The sequence below is a fragment of the Giesbergeria anulus genome, from assembly GCF_900111115.1.
Taxonomy (GTDB): Bacteria; Pseudomonadota; Gammaproteobacteria; order Burkholderiales; family Burkholderiaceae_C; genus Simplicispira; species Simplicispira anulus.
Genome location: NZ_FOGD01000014.1, coordinates 14881 through 33293, shown reverse-complemented (window position 1 = coordinate 33293; position 18413 = coordinate 14881). Strand labels below are relative to the sequence as shown.

Here is an 18413-nt window from a genome sequence, read left to right as displayed (position 1 = left end):
GATGCCAGCCTTGGGCTAGGCATGGCCAAAAAGCCCCATTTCAGGGCGGCGATGGTGGTGATGCCGGGGTGGTGTTGGCACCGCTGCGGCGTGGGGGCTGCCACAGGTAAGCCCGGTCTATCCATAACGGTGGCAAGGCCAAGGCCAGCAACACCAATGCCAGCGGCAGCACAAAAATGAAACCAATATGCTTAAAGCCTAGTGCCCCCGCAATGCCCCCGATCAGGAACATACCCAGTAGGCCCACAAACAAGTGCATGCGCTGGCGGTTGGCGCGCACCTGCTGCTCTGGGCGGCGGGCCGTGCGGTTCCAGTAGAGCATTTTGCCCAACTCAATGCCCAAGTCAGTCACCACCCCCGTCATGTGGGTGGTGCGGATTTGTGACGAGGACATCTTGGTGACGGTAGCATTTTGCACCCCCATGAGGAAGGATAGCAGCAGCACCGTGACTGGCACAGCAAAGGGAGTATGCCAGTCTAGCGTTACGGCCCCCACTAAACCAAACACCAGCATCAACAGAGCCTCGATCAGCAGCGGCAAGGCATAGGCACTGTGCAACTGCCGCCGCAGCGACCAATTCACCAAAATGGCGGTCAGGGCCGCACCACTGATGAACGACAGCATGGCCCCCAGCGCACTGAGCACCAGCACCGTATTGCCCAGCACCAAGTTGTCGGCCAGCATGGAGACAAAGCCTGTCATGTGCGAGGTGTAAAGCCGCAGCACCAAAAAGCCGCCCGCATTGATGGCACCCGCGTTAAAAGCCAGCAACAGGCCTAAACGGCGGTTGCTGATATCGGTGCGGTGTTGGCCGGTCAGGTGGCGAAAGCGGCGCATAGCAAAACAGTACAGGGCATGGGGGGCGATGGTACGCCCAAGGGGCTATTCGGAGAAGCCCTGCACTTTCATCAATAAGGTGCAGCAAGCCCTGCCCATGATGGAGTAGGCTGATAGTTTCTTGGCTCAAGACGGCAGGATTCTTAAAACGAATCCTGTGCTACGACCGCAGAGTGAGGCTGAACTAGCCAATGGTTGGTGCAGTTGCCGTGGTGGCATCAACGGATTGTTGGAGTGGGACGTGCGATAGCAGATCACCACCACAGGTCAGACCGGCAGCAGGGGAACCCGATAACTCGGCCGTGCTTGAAGCACGATGAACGAATGGAGTCCTACTGAGCGGTTCATATTTGGGGCATTGGCCCAATGGGCCGACAAAAGCCCACCTGTAGGTGTGCAGTCTGTCCTTTTGCGGTGGTTTTTGAATCCATCGTGTGTCTGCGATCAATGAATATGAATACTGTTCATCAGAAGGAAAACCTATGAACTGCGGTTGACAAAGTGGGAAGTCCCTGTAGCCGGGTTAGCACCACCGCCCAAGCACAAAAATAATTCGACCCTAGCCCCTTTATCCCTTTTGCTGCGTAACATCAGCTGGTAAGTCAAAATACTGTGGGACAGCCCCTAGGGACTTAGCACAGCCAGCACATAGCCTCAAAATAATTAATTAATGAAATACATTCAAGCAACTCATTTAACCAAGTAAAATTTCATATATTAAATCCACATTCAACTGCTGCTTGATTGTAAGTGCTGTAATTGATTACATAGTCATCACCCATTTCTTTTTTAATATTATTTATTTTTTCGTCCGTACACTTACTTACCTCTACATCTTCAATCTCAACAAAACCTTTATCAATAGCCTCTTTGGCAGCCAATGATAATTCTTTTAATTCTTTTTCGTTATTTTGCTTCTGCACATCTTTTTTTTCGACTTCTTTTTTATAAGTTTCAACTTGAGAATCGGGGTTCGAAATTTTTAAATCTTCACTCTTATTCTTCTCATTTAAATTATCATCATTCATGCCATGAATTTTCAATATATCAGAAAGCTGCTTCTCCAGATCTTCAGCAGAATAGTCTTTTTTATAAATATACCCTTCTCTAGGCTCATTCATAAAGCCAAGATTGCTAATATGAATATTTACTGTATTTATGGAATTTTTCCTCATAAAATTTATCTTCTCTTTTAAAAATAAAATATTTTTCTTATCTCGGAAATCCTTCGCTTTTTTTGCCTCAAAGACTATTTCATCAACAGAATAACCATTTAATTTATATTGACCGCCTAAAGCAGCTCCAGCAATCTCAGCATCACCAATGAAGGAAATGGCTTCAGAACTGGACATACCTTTAGTCATGTTAATGACAGAGTTAGGATCCTCTGAATTAAAAGTAGTTTTCCCACAACCAACTATTGCAAGCGAAACCACAAGCAACGCAATGATATTTTTTTTAAGGTGAATCATATTAAAATTATGTTTTTCGTAAATTTTATGGGGCTTGCATGTAAACACCACTTTGAAGGCTATAGATAACTCAGCAGTCCTCCAATAGATAGGCTGGTGGATATAGATAATTATTTACCGCAGCAGAAAATTTCCACTGTAGAGATTAAATTAATCCTTGTTATTTATTTTATTACTCAAACATCCATCCATTATCCGTCTTAATCATTGAAAATTTTCCGCTCATTTTTACATCACCTCCAACCCCCATTAGCTTCACTTTTTCAGAGTATTCTGATCTAGAGTCAATAACTCTAGACAGAATCCCATTAGCAATTCTGTTTTTTGGCCTACAATCAAAATAAACCACTTGGCGTTTATAGTGTCCATAACCACTTGCATCAAAACCATCTACTCCTGCATCTTCTAAGATTTTTGGTATTTCTGGAGAATCAGTAGGCATGGAGTCCAGTTTCGCTTTTATTTTATTGAATTTCTCAAGTTTATCAGAATAATCTTTATATATCAATTCCATTTCTTTTTTTGGATTTGCATGCAATTCAAAATCAACCTCCATAACATATTTATTTTTATTGCTTCCATCAGGAAATCCATTTGTTTTCTTGACGCTTTTTACACTAACAAAACTACAATTATCAATTGCCGACGATAGATTTGATTTAACTTCACTCTCTGAGGGACTATTGGAACATGCAGTAAGTAAAAAGATCGGTAAAAAAATAAAAGCTCGATTAAAAATAGTATCCATTTTATAAAACCTCCAAGATAATAATAAAATTTAAATCAACATAAATTCACATTGCAACTATTATAACCATAAACTATGGGGCCATCTCAGGATTTAGAAAAATTTACGCTAAAAAGGCAAGATGTCAAGTTATGGCACAGATGACATATCGGTGATGCCAAATACCAAAAATAGTCCTTTCTAACTAATGGGAACCTCTAAAAACCTTGATTTCTAAAATTCGCTATCTTATGAATTAATAGGTTGCGAATGATGCAAAGCAAATTTCAGGAGTTTTTAGAGGTACCAAAAAGTAAGCTGTCCGATTGAGCGAAGTGTTAGGCGGCAGTGGTGGCCTCAAGCACTGGCACTGGAAAGCCAACAGACATAGAAACCTGCTCTAGTGTGCCGATCTTGACCGATTTCGCTTTGAATCCATCGCTAACCAAGTCTTTGATGTAAAACTTATTGATAATAAACATGAATACAAGATTGCCCAGCCCCCAGGTAATTATGGCAATGATAAGAATGATGGCAAACCATTTCCAGCTACCCCGAAACAGCATAGGGAATGGGCCAAAGAAAAAAGTTGTCCATGAAAAGCCCACAGGGGCTTCTTTCATTTGCCCGGTGCGTGGATTCTCGAAGTAGATCGTGTTATTTGCCATGTGTTTCCCTTTCAGTTGCCCGCGAAATCAACGACAGCATGCACGGGATTTCATGCTGCCTAACGTTTGAATTCAGCGGATGGCAAAAGCGTAGCTTTTGACATTCCGCTGGAATGATTGGTTAGCTTCACGCCGCAGGAAGAAGCAGCGTTGTCACAAACTGAAGGGCTTGCTGATCACGTTGTCCGAAATATCGTGGCGCATGTTGCGGCAACCAAATTTCATTGAAGTGGCGTTTAAAATCTTCATACAGTTCAATTGGGTACAGTTTTGCCTGTACAGCTCGCCCATCAGGATAGGTGTGGGTATACGTTGGGAAAGTATTCGGTTCAATTCCACGTTGTTCGCGGAGCCACTTACAGAAAATTCTTCCCTCTGAGATATCAGGAACCATTTCCTGCGGAAGTGTGTAGCCTGCCTGCTCAAGCGGAGCGATAAGGTTGAGCGTCAATTCATTGAGCATTGAGAAGTGAGTGTATGGAACCTTTGAGCGGTTCTGCATATACCTCTCAATATGCACTGGCATTACGGGCTTGGAACGACCTTGCTGCCACTCCGTAACCCATTGAGAAACTTTGACAGCGAACTTTGGTGACAGCCACTGCGCCAAATTGATGGCAAGGTATGGGTGTACCCAAGTTCCTTGAAGAGTTGGGTTTCCGCCGCTTATGACATGAATCAACTGCTGCTCGGGAAAGCCTGTCTGAGCCATCAGCTCAGTCAAAAATTCCCCAGTAGATTTCAGCGAACGGTAGTCTGAGTAGCGTTTTCCAACTGATTGGCAGAGTGCGGTTGCGCTAATGTAGCCGTCACCGACTCGCTGAGGAATTATTCCGCCTTCGTCAACATGAGGAATTAGGGCCAACTGCTGCATAAATACTCCTGGATTAGTGAAGCTAACTACGATTAGACGACAGCCAAACGTCGCTCAACTGTCGGATAGGAGGATCACATCCTACCGCACTCATAGGAAGACCCCATGAGCGAGCTAGTTGAGGCGAACCTAAAATTTCATGGATCACGCGCATTCGCGTATGCACCATTAAAACATCCTCACAGTCAAACCGTCTGTGAGTCAGGCGAAATGTTTCATTTTGTTGCACAGTGGAAAAAATGGGAATTGCCAAGGCGGACGGATTCTGGAGCGATGGGGCCGAGGGGCCGGTATTTGCCGTGGCACTTGCACGACAGCTCCATTCGCCGTTAGACTTGCACCCGTCGCGCGAAAAAGGCGCGGCACGGGTTTGGCGACCCGGTTTACCAAGGCGCAGCAGCCGCACCCCATATGGGCAGCGGCTTTTCTCTTTTGTTGTGCTGCGCGCACGGATTCACTTTACGGTGGGCTGTGTGGGGACACCCGCAAGGGTGTGCCGGAACCTTGGGCCGGTTCGCCAACCCCGCATGGTCTGCCACCCCCATTTGGCGATGGAGGCGGCAGGTTCCCTTGTTTGTCCCCAAGGAGCCATTCATGGCTGACACCTTTTCCTCCCACACTGCGGCCCCGCCGCGTGGCCTTGCTTCGCTTCCCAGTGCTTCGGTGTTGCAACACACCTTCCACCACTTACAGCGCTTGCTGGCCGAACCCCCACATAGCCACGCTGGCACTTGGTGCCAGCAGCGCCAGCGCGCCCTGCTGCTGCACAACCGCCCGCGCTTGCAGTGGCTGGCCGGTTTTCGCACGGATGGCAGTACCGATCTGCTGTGTGACGCCCTGACCTTGAGCGCGTCCTAAGCGCCCGCGTCTTTCTTTTCTGCCGTTGCGGCCCAGTGCCTGACCGCCATGCAGCGGCCAGCGGGCGCGCCTGTGCCTTGTGTTTTTCTCTGTGTGGGGAGAGGTCTTGCCATGACCGAAATGTTTTCTATTGCCCGTGCCAGCCTGCGCATGGCCCGTGCGGCGTGGGGGGTGGATATGCCCAGTGGAGCCAAGTTGGTGCTGTTGTGCATCATTCACCATTACAACGATGCGCGTGGTGTCGCCTTTCCCTCATTGGCGCGGCTGGCGCGTTTGTGTGGCTTGCACAAGCGCACAGTGCAAGGGCATATCGCCTTGCTGGTGACACGGGGCGTGCTGCAAGTGGACAAATCCCCCGGCTTCAGCACCAATGTGTACCGCATCCACGAGGCGGCTTTGGCCCCGCCACCGAGCGCTACCGAGATTCCAGCACAAGAGATGGCAAATTTGCCTCCCAAGGTGGTGTTGGCTGCGCCCCGTGGTGGTGATTTTTCCGGTCAGTGGGCAGAAATCACCACCCAGAACGGCAGCAACGAACCTCAACAGAAAAAGACAACGGAGCCACCCGCCACACCCTGCCCAGCGCCACCCGCTGCGGCACCAATGCCCCAAGAGCCATCCTCATCGTCATCAACTTTGTTTTTGCAATCCTTGCAAAGCCCGGCAGATCAAGCCGCTTTGCAGGCTTGGCAGCAAGTGCGCCGCGCCAAAGGCAGGCCCGCCTTGCCCAACGCCTTGCAATGCCAACAGTTGCTCCACCATGCCGCCACGCTGGGCCAGCCTATGGGCTGGGTGGTGCAGGTGATGGTGCTCAACGATTGGGCCTCGTTTGATCCGGCATGGCTGCACAACCAACGGCCGCCGCCGCGCTTGCCCACCATAGTAGAAGCCCCGCCCCGCCCTGATGCCCCGCCGCCACCTGCGCTCAGGCCCAAGGCCGCAGAAGCCCCCGCCGTCACTGCCGAGCAAGTGGCCCAAGCCAAGGCGCGCATGGCCGAGTTGCTCAAGCAATGGCGCGGCCCTGAGCCTGCCTATGCCCCCATCACTCCTTGCGGTGTGCCTTGGGCCGACCAGATCATTGCCAGTGCCATGCGCGGCGAGCCGGTCAGCCATGCGGCACTCCATTGCGCCTGTGCGGCGGCCAAGGTGCCGGTGCAGGCGGTGCGTGCCGCAGCCATAAAAAAACCCGCCTTGGAGGGCGGGTGAAGTGGCCTATGACAGGCCAGAGGAGTCAATCGCAAAGAAGGGAGAACCCCGGCTGTGGCACCACCAGACACCACAGCCGGGCAGGGGCGGCGGCTTACCGGGTGTAAGCCGTTTCGCCGTGGGAGGTGATGTCCAAGCCTTCGCGTTCGGCTTCTTCCGAGACGCGCAAGCCCACCAACACATCAGCAACCTTGTAGGAGATAAACGACACCACACCAGACCAAACGATGGTCACCAGCACGCCCTCGGTTTGCACCCACAGTTGGTGGCCCATCGAGAAGGTGTCGGGGGTCAAGCCGCCGGTACCGCCCAGACTTTGCGAGGCAAACACGGCTGTCAACAAGGCACCAACAATGCCGCCCAAACCGTGCACGCCAAAGACGTCAAAGGCATCATCGACACGCAACATGCGCTTGAGACCACCCACACCCCAGACGCAGACCGGGCCAATAATCAGGCCCATGACGATGGAACCCATCGGGCTGACAAAACCAGCCGCTGGCGTGATACAGACCAAACCAGCCACGGCACCCGAAGCGGCACCCAGCATGGATGCTTTGCCCTTGTGCAGAGCTTCTGTAGCCAACCAAGCCAAGGTGGCCGCGCCAGTTGCCAGCACGGTGTTGATAAAGGCCAAGCCAGCAACACCGTTGGCAGCGCCAGCAGAACCGGCGTTAAAGCCAAACCAGCCCACCCACAGCAGCGAGGCACCAACCATCGTCAGGGTCAGGCTGTGCGGCGTCATGGCTTCTTTGCCGTAGCCAATGCGCTTGCCCACCATGTAGGCACCAATCAGACCGGCAATACCAGCGTTGATGTGTACCACGGTACCACCAGCAAAGTCCAAAGCACCATCTTTGGCCAAGAAGCCACCGCCCCACACCATGTGCGCCACAGGCACATAGCTAAAAGTGAACCACAGCACGGCAAAAATCAGCACGGCAGAGAACTTGATACGCTCGGCAAAAGCACCGACGATCAGCGCCACCGTGATGGCGGCAAAGGTGCCTTGGAAGGCCACAAACACATATTCAGGAATCGTGGGCAGCAGGCCCGACAGCGTATCTGGGGCAATGCCCTTGAGGAACAGCTTGTCCAGCGCACCAATGAACGCACCATCACCGGTAAAGGCCAGCGTGTAGCCATACAAAGGCCAGAGCACGCTGATAAGGGCAAAAATCACAAACACCTGTGCCAGTACCGACAGCATGTTTTTGGAGCGTGCCAAGCCGCCATAAAACAGTGCCAGCCCAGGGATGATCATCAAAATGACCAACAAGGTAGAGGTGAGCATCCAGGCGGTGTCGCCCGAATCGAGTTTGGGGGCCGGTGCAGCGGCTGGGGCTGCTTCAGCGGCTGCTGCTTCAGCGGCTGCTGGTGCAGCAGGCGCTACGGCTGCCGGTGCAGCAGGTGCAGGGGCAACCGCAGCAGGGTCTGCCGCTGCGGGGGCAGCAGGAGCCACCACAGCCGCAGGCTCGGAGGCTGCCGTAGTTTGGGCCGAAGCGGGCAGCGCACTGGCCAGCACACCCAGACCCAGCAGAACGGAGGCAAGTAATTTTTTCATGGCAATCTCTCGCTATGGGGAAAGGTGGCCCTAGAGGGCTTCGGGGCCGTTTTCGCCGGTGCGGATGCGCACCACTTGCTCCAAGGGCGAGACAAAAATCTTGCCGTCGCCGATTTTGCCGGTGCGGGCGGCAGTCTCAATGACCTCAATCACGCGCTCGACTAGATCCTCGGCAATCGCTGCTTCGAGCTTGACCTTGGGCAGAAAATCGACCACATACTCAGCACCCCGGTACAACTCGGTGTGGCCCTTTTGCCGGCCAAAGCCCTTGACCTCGGTCACTGTGATACCTTGCACGCCGATGTCTGAGAGTGCCTCGCGCACCTCGTCGAGCTTGAAAGGCTTGATGATGGCTGTCACCATTTTCATGTTCAGTTCCTCCAGAAAAAGGGGCACCGCAGCGCCCGCTATGGGTTACAGGCTTTAGAGGCTTAGAGGGTTTTGGTCAAAGTAACTAGCAAACGGGCCTTGTTCACATCACCAAAATAGGCTTTCTTGTTGGCACCCACAATAGCAGCGCCCAGTGACAGGCCCTTGTCTAACTCGTAGGCACCACCGACGCTGTAATCGACGTAGTTAGGTACGCCCAAGTCTTTGATGTCGCTGGAGAAGCGGGTAAAGCCCACCGATGCCTTGGCAGTGAGGTTGGGGGCCACTTCTTTGGCAAAGGCAAAATTCAGGTAGCCGGTGTGGCGGCCACGGTTGCCGGAAGTCTTGGCACCAGCCCAGTTGAAGTAGTCGCTAGAGACGGTGTGCGAGTATTTAGCCGTGACCGGGCCAAAGGTGGCTGCGCCGTAGAGTTCTGTGGTGTTGCCTGCGCTGTTGCCGGGGTACAGGTAGGCCAGTGCGCCCACATCCATATCGATCTCACCCGCCTTGAACTTGTAGCCGCCGTACACGTCCACTTCCAGCGAGTTGCCGTTGAGCCAATCGACGCTGGAGTTCCAGTTGCCCACATACCAACCGGTTTCACCAAAAGCATAGTCAAAACCGCCTTGCAGCGCTGGCTTGATGGCCTTAGTGCGGCTGGTGTCTTGGTCTTGGCCCCGATACTTGTAGTTGCTGGTCAGGCTCAAGTTGCCGGTCAGCTGAGCACTGGCCAGCATGGGAAGTGCGCAGGCCAGAGCGACGCCGAGGGTTTTGAGGGATGCTGCAATCATGGTTCCTCCAGTGGGATGGTTAAATAAGTTCACCATCCCACAAGCACGGAACGTGCCAGCTTTTCTATCTCAGTGCCATCACCGTGGCCCGCGCCTCTAGCCTTGAGAGCGCACACATGTTCTACAGTGCAGGGCCGATGGCGCAGCAGCCACAGCAATGCACCGTTTTGGTGCGCCGCAATTTGGTGCTGCGCTGTGGGGTTATTTTTCGACGAAGGCGCGCTCGATGACGAAGTCGCCCGGCGTGGTGGTGTTGCCTTCTTTAAAGCCGCGCTGCTCCATCATCTCTTTCAGATCGGCCAGCATGGCGGGGCTGCCGCACAGCATGACGCGGTCGGTTTCGGGGTTGAGCGCTGGCAGGCCGATGTTGGCCGGGAAGGTGCCATCATTGATGAGATCGGTGATACGGCCTTGGTTGCGGAATGGCTCGCGCGTCACGGTGGGGTAGTAGATCAGCTTGTCTTTGACAATCTCGCCCAAAAACTCGTGCGCAGGCAGTTCTTTCTCAAACAGGTCGTGGTAGGCCAGCTCTTCGACTTGGCGCACGCCATGCACCACAACGACCTTGTCAAACCTCTCGTAGGTTTCAGGGTCGCGGGCCACGGCCAGCCAAGGGGCCAAGCCGGTGCCAGTGCCAATCAGGTACAGGTTTTTGCCAGGCAGCAGGTAGTCAATCAGCAGGGTGCCGGTGGGCTTTTTGCCAACGATGATGGTGTCACCCACTTGGATGTGCTGCAAGCGCGACGTCAGCGGGCCATTTTCTACCTTGATGGACAGAAACTCCAGATGCTCCTCGTAATTGGGGCTAGCGATGGAGTAGGCGCGCAGCAGCGGCTTGCCATCGACGCGCAGCCCAATCATGGTGAAGTGGCCGTTAGAGAACCGCAGTGCCGTGTCGCGGGTGGTGGTAAAGCTGAAAAGCCGATCCGTCCAGTGGTGGACGGACAGCACGCGTTCTTCGAGAAAGGCGCTCATGGTGCAATAGCTAGCGAGAAGTGAAAAAACAGGACAGGAGGCCGCAGGGCAGGCTCTATTCCCTAAGAGCAGGGAAAACCCGTCCATTGTGACATTTCTGCTCACAACTACAGGTTAGGTGCTTATTCCGATGTGGGTACTCGGTGTCGTTTTAGGAAAACCTTAAATTCTCCAGACGATCCCATCTCCCCTTTGTTGCTGTTGAGTCTGAGTGCAAGGCCGCCTAGCGTACGCCTTGAAGCGCTTGTCCGTCAGCGCCACGAACGACGGGGCAATTGACCACGATCTGCGTCACTTGGATGGATACTTCTCCGGCGTCTTCGGCAGATAACAGTTCTGCCTCAGACTTGAGTTCGCGCACGCGCTCAGGTTGAAGCCAGCGCACCAAGGCCATGCGCCACAAGGGGCTGTATTCGGAGACGATGTTGGCCGCGCCCGTGGGGCGGGGTGCCGATTGGAAGATGGTGATTTGTTCCCCATTGGGAAACTTGTACACCCGCTCCAACAGGGAGTTATTTCCGGTCTGTGCAGCGGCCTTAGACAGCCGGGGCACATAGTTCACCCCAGCATCCTGCGCCATCGCGGCGTCAGAGATGTCGGTGGTGACGTAGCCTACTTTGTTGCCATCCACCCATGCGTGGTTGAGTGGCAAAACGACTTCAGCCGAACTGGTGGCGACTGGCGGGCTGCTACAGGCCGTCAAAAAACAGAGTCCGGCAGTGGCAAACACGAGGGGAAGGTATCGCATCTTGGGACTCCATCAAAGGTTAAACAGGCTACGCGGCGGCCAATCCGACCGCCAGCGCCACATACTCGGCCACCGGCACCTCTTCAGCACGCCGTTGCACATCAAATTGGCCGGTAAAGCCTTTTTCGTCCAGCCAGCGCCCCAGTGTATGGCGCAAGAGCTTGCGCCGTTGGCTAAACGCCACCTGCACCAGTGTTTCTAGCAGTTTGGGGTTCAGGGCTACTGGCTCGGCGTAGGGCACCATGCGCACCACAGCGCTATCGACGCGTGGGGGTGGGTCAAAGCTCTCGGGGGGCACAAACAGCACGTTTTCCATCGCATAGCGCCATTGCAGCATGACCGACAGGCGGCCATAGTCGCTGTTAGCGGGGGAGGCCACCATGCGGTCAATCACCTCTTTTTGCAGCATAAAGTGCTGGTCGGTAATGACATCCACAAACGGCAGCAGATGGAACAAGATGGGCGTGGAGATGTTGTATGGCAGGTTGCCCACGACACGGATTTTGGGCGCCGCCAGCGTTTGCGCCACTTGGGCAAAGTCCACCTTGAGCACATCGGACTCAATCACGTTGAGCTGGTTGTGCAGGCGCAGGCGCAGTGCCAGGTCGCGGTCAAGTTCAATCACCGTCAGGCGGCCTAGGCGCTCTACCAAGGGCTGGGTGAGCGCTGCCAAGCCGGGGCCAATCTCTACTACCGGCTGGCCCGGTTGTGGGTCGATGGCATCGACAATGGCATCAATGATGCCCCGGTCAGACAAAAAGTGCTGGCCGAAGCGTTTGCGGGCTATGTGTTTCATCCGGGGGCCGATCAGGGTGCGTCGCGGTATTCAACGTAGGCGCGGGCGCGCAACTCTTGTGCCCACAGGTTGTAGGCTTCTTCGATTTTTTTCTCGCGCAGGGCGTAGCGGGCCATTTCGCGCTGCTCACGTGGGTTGGGTTGCACTTGGCGGCGTTCCATCAGTTGGATCAGATGCACACCAAAGCGCGATACGAGCGGCTGGCTGATTTCGCCCGGTTGCAGGGCATTGAGCACGGCTTCAAATTCGGGCACATAGCGCCCCGGCGTAGACCAGCCCAGATCGCCGCCTTCTTTGGCGCTGCCGTCTTGCGAGTGGGTGCGGGCCAGATCAGCAAAATCAGCCTGTCCGGCCAGCACGCGGCGGCGGTAGTCGGCCAAGCGGGCAGCGGCGGCGGCCTCGCTCAGTTGGGGCGTGATGCGCAACAAAATATGGCGGGCGTTGCTTTGGGTAATGGGTGGGAGCTTGCTGGTGCTGGCTTTATCGACCAGCTTGAGGATGTGGAACCCCGCCGCAGAGCGCAGTGGCCCGGTCACGCCACCGACGGGCAGGTTTTGTATGGCGGCGCTAAACAGTTCGGGGTAACGCTCGGCAGGGCGCAGGCCCATCAGGCCGCCTTGGGCGCGCTCTGGGCCCGCAGAATGCTCGCGTGCCAGCGCAGCAAAGTCGGCCCCGGCGCGGGCTTGGTCGGCTATTTGTTGGGCCAAGGCTTGGCGCTGGGCCAGTCCTTCGGGGGTGGGGTTTTCTGGTACGGCAATCAGCACATGGCCTAGGTTGATTTCTGTGGCTGTGGCCCCTTGGCCGCCCGTTTGCTCACGCAAGTAGGCGTCGGCCTCTAAATCGGTGACGCGCACGCGCCCATCGACTTCGCGCTCGCGCAGGCGTTGCTGCAACAGTTGGCGGCGCAGGTCTTGGCGGAAACGCTCAGGCGTGATGCCGTCAGCAGCTAGGCGGCGGTGCATTTCTTCGCGGCTGACGCTGTTTTGGCTGGCCACCATTTGCTCGGCTTGGGCCACGGCCAGATCATCGACACGAATGCCGCTTTGCGCGGCTTGTTGCAACTGGATTTTTTCCAGAATCAGGCGCTCTAGCACCTCGCGCTCTAGCCGGGCCAGTGGCGGTGGGTTGGGCTGGCCTGCCAGTTGTTGCGCTATGCGGGCCACGCGGGTTTGTACTTCGTTGTAAGTGACCGGCTCGGAGTTGACCACTGCCACGATGTAATCGGCAGGGCGCACGTCAGCACTGGCCGCTGTTGCGGGCAGCGCTACTGGGGCGGCTAAGGCCCGCGACAGGCTTGGGGTGCTGCTGCCCGCTAGGGCTGGGCGCAAGCCCTGCGCACTGGCACCCGAGGTGGCAAAGGCGGCCAAACAGGCAAGGCCCAAGGCAAAGACACGGTGGTTCATGGCGAAAAAGTCTCAGTCGTAGTTGCTGAAGCGGCTGGGCGTGCTGACCTGCTCACGCAGGTACTGGTAGCGCGGGATATTTTGCTTGAGGCTGGCCAAGGGGTTAGACCCCAGTGACAGGCGCGAGAACCCGACAAATTCGAGCTGGAACAGCAGCCGGGTGTTGGCGCTGCTGATGGTGCTTTGCAGGCGCTCTAGCACCACGCGGCCAATCCAGCAGCAGCCGTCGTACTCTAGCCCGACCACGGTATCGACCAGTTTGCGGTCTTGCAGGCTGTAGTTGAGGCGGCCCACGCTGTACCAGCGCCCACCACCTTGGCCCCGGCCTAGGCCTAAATCGAGGCCTTTGTCCCCCCACGCATCATTGAGTGGCCATTGCCAGCCTACATCCACCTGTTCGCTGGTGCCGCGTTGCAAGCGGTAGGCGGCATTGATGGTGCGGTAGTGGCTGGGGCTGTAGCGGGTGCTTAAGGTGGTGCGGATAGATTGGCTGGTTTTGGGGTTAAACTGCACGGTGGAGTCCAGCCCCCACTGCGGCGTCCATTGCACTCCGGCACCCAGCAGCAGGTCGGATAGGCGCTCATCTAGAGGTGCTGCCCCCGGTAGGGTCACTTTTTGGTCAGAAAAGCGTACACGTTGGGCGATGCCAAAGCGGGCAGCCTCAGCCCCGGTGGCCGGGTCGAGCAGGCGGGTGCTGACGCCCAGTGTCAGCAGGTTGTTGTCTGCCAGACGGTCTTGGCCGCCAAAAGCGTTTTCGGTGTAGATGGTGGCAAAGTTAAAGTCGTTGGCTGCCGTGTCATAGACTGGCAGCAGGCTCTGGTTGCGGTAGGGGGTGTAGGTGTAAAAGGCCCGTGGCTCTAGCGTTTGCAGAAAGTTGCGCCCAAGGTAGCTGGTTTCGCGCTCAAACACCAGTCCACTGTCTACGCTCAAAGTGGGCAGCACGCGGCTGGCCGAGCGGCGGCCATCAGCCAGTGGGGTGTCAAATTGGTATTGTGTGGCGTGCCATTGCAGCCGGGGCACCACAAAGCCTGCCGCGCTCAAATAGGGGCGGCTGATTTGTGCCAGCGCATAGCTGCGGGTGGTGTTGGGCTGGCCTGTGAGGCTGCGGTTGGCGTGAAAGCGCGTGGCATCGGCTTCGATATTGATATCAAAAACGCCCCAGTGTGTTGGTGCATAGCGCCCGTGCAATTGGGGCAAGCGGTCGTAGGGGGGCACGATGGGGGCTGATACATCTTGCAAAGTTTGCCATTTGAGAGTGCGCAGTTGCAGGCCCATGTCGCCACCGGCCCAAGACAGGGTGGCGTCGCCCGGCAGCAGGCGCTGGCTGATTTGGGTGCCTGCACGGCCAAAGTCGCGCCAGTAATAATCGTCACTGACCCGATCCAGACTGAGGTTCAGGCCCAAGCCGCCCAGTGGCGTCGCCATGTTGCCTTGGTGCTTGATGCCATAGCTCCAGCGGTTGTCTTGGCGCAGGCGGTCGGCGGGCAGAAAATCGCCGCGCAACTCGCCGTGGTAGTTAGGCTCTAGGTAGCGAAACTCGGCCCCGGCCTGCACGCCCCGCTTGGTCATGATGGCCCCCTTGAAGGTGGCGTCGCGGTTGGGGGCAATGTTCCAGTAGTAGGGCTGCACGTACTCCATGCCATTGGTGCTGTTGATGCCAATGGTGGGTGGCAACAAGCCCGATTTGCGCTTATCCGACAGCGGAAAGCTGATGCGCGGCAGCGGCAAAATGGGCACGCCCTGAAACTCTAGCACTGCCCCTTGGGCCCGACCCACTTCTTCGTCCATGTCCAGATGAATGGTGTCGGCGCGCAGCATCCAAGCGGGCTGCCAACTGGCCTCATCGCTACGCTCGCAGGTGGTGTAGGTGCCTTGGTGGATGATGGCGCGGTCGCGATCCAGAAAATCGACCCGTGCAGCATCTCCGTGGGCGGCATTGCGCAAAAATTGGTAGCGGGCTTGGTCAAAAAAGCCCTCAAAGGCATTCACGCGCAACTCCAGCAGCGTGCCCTCATAGACGTTGCCTGCCCGGTTGATGCGCACTTGGCCTTGCGCCTGCAAAAAATCCTCAGGCACGGCGTATTCCATGCGCTGGGCGCGCACCACGGTGTCGGCGCGGCGCAGCTCGGCATTGCCCTCCAGCACTGCGCGCACATCGGGCTGGCCCTCGATGTGGTCACCTGAGACAAAGGTGGGCATTTGCGCCCGCACCGATTCTGCAATCGTCTCTTGCAATTGCGGGCTGGCGCGCAACACCAAGGGGGCCGTGGTGGGGGCTTCCTCTCGGTTTTGTGCTGGGGCCCACAGCGGCAACAGGCATAAAGCGGTTGCTACCTGTTGCGCCAGTGCTGTGCGCGTACAGGGAGGAGCATGGCGAGTAAGAGAGCGCACAGGCAGTGAGGGAGTGCGGAGCAGGTCGGGCAAGGGAGTCAGTCCAGGAAAGCAGCAGTGGGTATGCGGCCAAAGGTGCCACCCACGACCCGCGCCGGGCGGGCCGGGTTTGTAGGCACAGATTATCCACATGCGCACCCCAGTACTGGCAAAAGCAGTCGTGGCTGTTGTAGAGTCTGCGCCGAAACGGCAAAACCACTGCCGTTGCACTTACGCTTATTTTGGCACCCTATCACTCAAGGAATCAGCAATATGCCGACTACCGAACGCAAAACCATTGAAAGCTGCCTCAAGAGCTACGACGGCTACGTCGATTTTTGGAGCGACGACGCCGGAGACACCGAGCAACTGTATAAGCTGCGCGACCAAATCCATGATCGCCTGAGCGAGCTCAACCCCACCCAAAAGGCCGAGCTGCGCAAGATTGATGACAAGCTGCTCAAGCTGGTGGGCGACAACCGCGAAAGCCAAAGTTGGGATGCTGTGATGCTGCGCAAGACGGGCGTGTTGGTCAAAGACGAGCGTTACTGATCGTTGTGCCAATGCCGTAGTTTGGGCTGGGTTTGTAGAATCCAGCCCGCCATGAGCCACCCATCCTCCCCCCCCGCCGCCGCGCCTTCTTCCTCCCTCTCCTCCAGCGTCACTTGGGCCGCCCCCGCCCGACACGCCGCCTTTGCTGCTTGGCTGGCAGCGCTGGCTGGCCCACACCAGTTGCTGCCCGACACGCTGCGCCCAGCCTCTGCCGATGCCAGTTTTAGGCGCTATCTGCGACTCGATACCGCCACCGGCCACAGTTGCATCGTCATGGATGCCCCCCCCGATAAAGAAAACTGCCAGCCCTTTGTGCAGGTACAGGCGCTGATGCAGCAAGCGGGTTTAAGCGTGCCTGACATCTTGGCGTGGGATCAGCCTCACGGCTTTATGTTGCTGAGTGATTTGGGTCAGCACACAGTGATCGAAAAGCTCGACCCCGAGCGCCCCCAAGACGCCTATGCTTGGTACCAACAGGCCACCGATACGCTGCTGCAATGGCAACTGAGCTCACGCCCCGGTGTGCTGCCCGCCTACGACGAGGCCGTGCTGCGCCGCGAGCTGGCGCTGTTTCCCGACTGGTACATCGCCCAGCACCGGGCACTGACGCTGGACGATAAGCAGCAAGCCATCTTGACTCAAGCCTTTGATTGCATCGTGGCCGAGAACCTGTCGGTGCCCAGTGTGTTTGTCCACCGCGACTTCATGACGCGCAACCTGATGGCCCCCGCCAAGGCAGGCGAGCCACTGGGGGTACTCGATTTTCAGGATGCACTGTATGGCCCCATCACCTACGACATTGCCAGCCTGCTGCGCGATGCTTTTATCAGTTGGGACGAAGGTTTCGTCATTGACATCACTGTGCGCTACTGGGAAAAAGCGCGCAAGGCCGGGCTGCTAGGTGCCAACAGTGCCAGCGGTTGGGGTGCTGACTTTGGCGAGTTTTATCGCAGCGTGGAGTGGATGGGCTTGCAGCGTCACCTCAAGGTGGCAGGTATTTTTGCCCGCCTGACCTTGCGCGACGGTAAGCCCAAATATTTGGCCGATGCGCCGCGCTTTATCCACTACATCCGTTCCGCCAGCCAACGCTACCGCGAACTGCTGCCATTCAGTCGCCTGATCGACCAGATTGAAGGCTTGCAAGCGCCGGTAGGCTACGCCTTTGGCCGCGTCTAAGCCAAGCCACAGGAGCACCCATGCCACGTTTTTATTGCCCGGTTGATTTACTGCCCGGTGCCGAGATTGACCTGCCCGCCGGGGCCGCGCGCCATGTGCAGGTGCTGCGCCTGCAACCGGGCGATACCATCACGCTGTTTCATGGTGGGCTAGAAGGCCCCGGCCCCGGTGGCGAGTTTGACGCCACCGTGCTGCGCATGGGCCGCAGCGATGTACAGGTGCAGATTGGCACACACCACCCCGTGGAGCGCGAAGCGGCACGGGCCATCCACCTGCTGGCAGGCATTACCGCCAACGAACGCATGGACTGGCTGGTAGAAAAAGCCACCGAACTGGGGGTGGCGAGCATCACGCCGTTGCTGGCCGAGCGCAGCGTGCTCAAACTCAAGGGCGAGCGGGCCGAGAAAAAACTAGCCCACTGGCAGGCCGTGGCCGTAGCAGCCTGCGAGCAATGTGGGCGCAACCGGGTGCCGCGCATCCATGCTGCCCAAACGCTGGCCGACTGGCTGCAACAAGCACCCAACGCCGCGCTCATGGGGCAACGTTGTGTGTTGTCATTGCGCACTGGCACCCAGCCCCTATTGCAGGCAACTGCGGGTGATGGCACGGCATGGTTTCTGTCTGGCCCTGAAGGCGGGCTGAGTGCTGCCGAAGAAACGCTAGCCTTGGCCCACGGCTTCGTGCCCACTACCCTAGGGCCACGGGTGCTGCGCGCCGAGACGGCACCGCTGGCCGTGCTGGCCGCCCTGACCTTGGGCTAAAAATATCCCGTCAGTCAGTCTTTGCAGGCTTATTTTTTCTGACCCGCATCCGTGGGGCCTGCGTCAATTTTGCCCTTGAGCACATAGACAAAAGCCACACTGGCTACCACCATCAGGGCAATGCCGGCGATGCTCATCAGGCCATAGTCGGTAGTGAAAAGGTCGTTTAGCAGCTTCATAGGTACCCTCCGGTTGGAATTAAAAAACCATTGTATGGGCCAGAATTCTGGTGATGGGCCTTGATGGCCGTGTTGATGCAAGTCAA

Annotated in this window: 19 protein-coding genes; 5 read left to right on the top strand and 14 right to left on the bottom strand. The window is 56.4% G+C overall.

Features of this window, described 5'->3' with window-relative positions:
* Positions 1–40: 40 nt before the first annotated feature.
* The 5 genes from BMX55_RS14590 to BMX55_RS14570 form a co-directional block, all read right to left on the bottom strand.
* On the bottom strand, positions 41–838 hold the full coding sequence (locus BMX55_RS14590; protein ID WP_091458963.1) for a YoaK family protein: 798 nt from the start codon (positions 836–838) through the stop codon (positions 41–43).
* A 710-nt stretch (positions 839–1548) separates the two neighbouring features.
* A complete protein-coding gene (locus tag BMX55_RS14585; protein WP_091458961.1) occupies positions 1549–2310 on the bottom strand; it encodes a hypothetical protein in 762 nt (253 codons plus the stop codon).
* Between the two features lie 172 nt (positions 2311–2482).
* Positions 2483–3058 carry a hypothetical protein gene (locus BMX55_RS14580; RefSeq protein ID WP_143059695.1) on the bottom strand — a complete coding sequence of 192 codons (576 nt, stop codon included), beginning with the start codon at positions 3056–3058 and terminating at the stop codon, positions 2483–2485.
* A gap of 317 nt (positions 3059–3375) precedes the next feature.
* Positions 3376–3705: a hypothetical protein gene (locus tag BMX55_RS14575; RefSeq protein ID WP_091458957.1), complete on the bottom strand. Its 330-nt coding sequence runs from the start codon at positions 3703–3705 to the stop codon at positions 3376–3378.
* A 127-nt stretch (positions 3706–3832) separates the two neighbouring features.
* On the bottom strand, positions 3833–4579 hold the full coding sequence (locus BMX55_RS14570) for a KilA-N domain-containing protein (protein WP_091458955.1): 747 nt from the start codon (positions 4577–4579) through the stop codon (positions 3833–3835).
* 594 nt (positions 4580–5173) lie between these two features.
* Between BMX55_RS14570 and BMX55_RS14565 the strand changes: the two genes are divergently transcribed.
* Positions 5174–5437: a hypothetical protein gene (locus BMX55_RS14565; protein WP_091458953.1), complete on the top strand. Its 264-nt coding sequence runs from the start codon at positions 5174–5176 to the stop codon at positions 5435–5437.
* A gap of 111 nt (positions 5438–5548) precedes the next feature.
* Positions 5549–6643, top strand: a complete 1095-nt coding sequence (locus BMX55_RS14560) for a helix-turn-helix domain-containing protein (protein WP_177172923.1) — start codon at positions 5549–5551, stop codon at positions 6641–6643.
* A gap of 94 nt (positions 6644–6737) precedes the next feature.
* Here BMX55_RS14560 and BMX55_RS14555 read toward each other — a convergent pair whose 3' ends face one another.
* The 8 genes from BMX55_RS14555 to BMX55_RS14520 form a co-directional block, all read right to left on the bottom strand.
* Complete coding sequence (locus tag BMX55_RS14555; RefSeq protein WP_177172922.1) at positions 6738–8207, bottom strand: ammonium transporter; 1470 nt, start codon at positions 8205–8207, stop codon at positions 6738–6740.
* A gap of 30 nt (positions 8208–8237) precedes the next feature.
* The gene (gene glnK, locus BMX55_RS14550) at positions 8238–8576 is read right to left on the bottom strand and encodes a P-II family nitrogen regulator (protein WP_091458949.1); all 339 of its coding nucleotides are present in this window, start codon (positions 8574–8576) and stop codon (positions 8238–8240) included.
* Between the two features lie 62 nt (positions 8577–8638).
* On the bottom strand, positions 8639–9367 hold the full coding sequence (locus tag BMX55_RS14545) for a TorF family putative porin (protein WP_091458947.1): 729 nt from the start codon (positions 9365–9367) through the stop codon (positions 8639–8641).
* Positions 9368–9568: 201 nt separating this feature from the next.
* The gene (locus BMX55_RS14540) at positions 9569–10342 is read right to left on the bottom strand and encodes a ferredoxin--NADP reductase (RefSeq protein ID WP_091458945.1); all 774 of its coding nucleotides are present in this window, start codon (positions 10340–10342) and stop codon (positions 9569–9571) included.
* Positions 10343–10565: 223 nt separating this feature from the next.
* Positions 10566–11090: a DUF7482 domain-containing protein gene (locus BMX55_RS14535; protein ID WP_091458943.1), complete on the bottom strand. Its 525-nt coding sequence runs from the start codon at positions 11088–11090 to the stop codon at positions 10566–10568.
* A 28-nt stretch (positions 11091–11118) separates the two neighbouring features.
* On the bottom strand, positions 11119–11886 hold the full coding sequence (rsmA, locus tag BMX55_RS14530) for a 16S rRNA (adenine(1518)-N(6)/adenine(1519)-N(6))-dimethyltransferase RsmA (RefSeq protein ID WP_091458942.1): 768 nt from the start codon (positions 11884–11886) through the stop codon (positions 11119–11121).
* An 11-nt stretch (positions 11887–11897) separates the two neighbouring features.
* Complete coding sequence (locus tag BMX55_RS14525; protein ID WP_091458940.1) at positions 11898–13289, bottom strand: peptidylprolyl isomerase; 1392 nt, start codon at positions 13287–13289, stop codon at positions 11898–11900.
* Between the two features lie 12 nt (positions 13290–13301).
* Entirely contained in the window at positions 13302–15680 is a 2379-nt protein-coding gene (locus BMX55_RS14520) for an LPS-assembly protein LptD (RefSeq protein WP_245751500.1), read from the bottom strand.
* Between the two features lie 252 nt (positions 15681–15932).
* Between BMX55_RS14520 and BMX55_RS14515 the strand changes: the two genes are divergently transcribed.
* The 3 genes from BMX55_RS14515 to BMX55_RS14505 are packed head-to-tail and all read left to right on the top strand — an operon-like array spanning position 15933 to position 18148.
* Positions 15933–16211, top strand: coding sequence for a hypothetical protein (locus tag BMX55_RS14515; RefSeq protein WP_091458937.1), 279 nt, complete (start codon positions 15933–15935; stop codon positions 16209–16211).
* A 51-nt stretch (positions 16212–16262) separates the two neighbouring features.
* A complete protein-coding gene (locus BMX55_RS14510) occupies positions 16263–17387 on the top strand; it encodes an aminoglycoside phosphotransferase family protein (RefSeq protein WP_091458935.1) in 1125 nt (374 codons plus the stop codon).
* 20 nt (positions 17388–17407) lie between these two features.
* Positions 17408–18148: a 16S rRNA (uracil(1498)-N(3))-methyltransferase gene (locus BMX55_RS14505; RefSeq protein WP_091458933.1), complete on the top strand. Its 741-nt coding sequence runs from the start codon at positions 17408–17410 to the stop codon at positions 18146–18148.
* Between the two features lie 29 nt (positions 18149–18177).
* On the opposite strand, the gene BMX55_RS14500 is transcribed toward BMX55_RS14505, so the two are convergent.
* Positions 18178–18327 carry a DUF3149 domain-containing protein gene (locus BMX55_RS14500; RefSeq protein WP_091458932.1) on the bottom strand — a complete coding sequence of 50 codons (150 nt, stop codon included), beginning with the start codon at positions 18325–18327 and terminating at the stop codon, positions 18178–18180.
* Positions 18328–18413 lie beyond the last annotated feature (86 nt).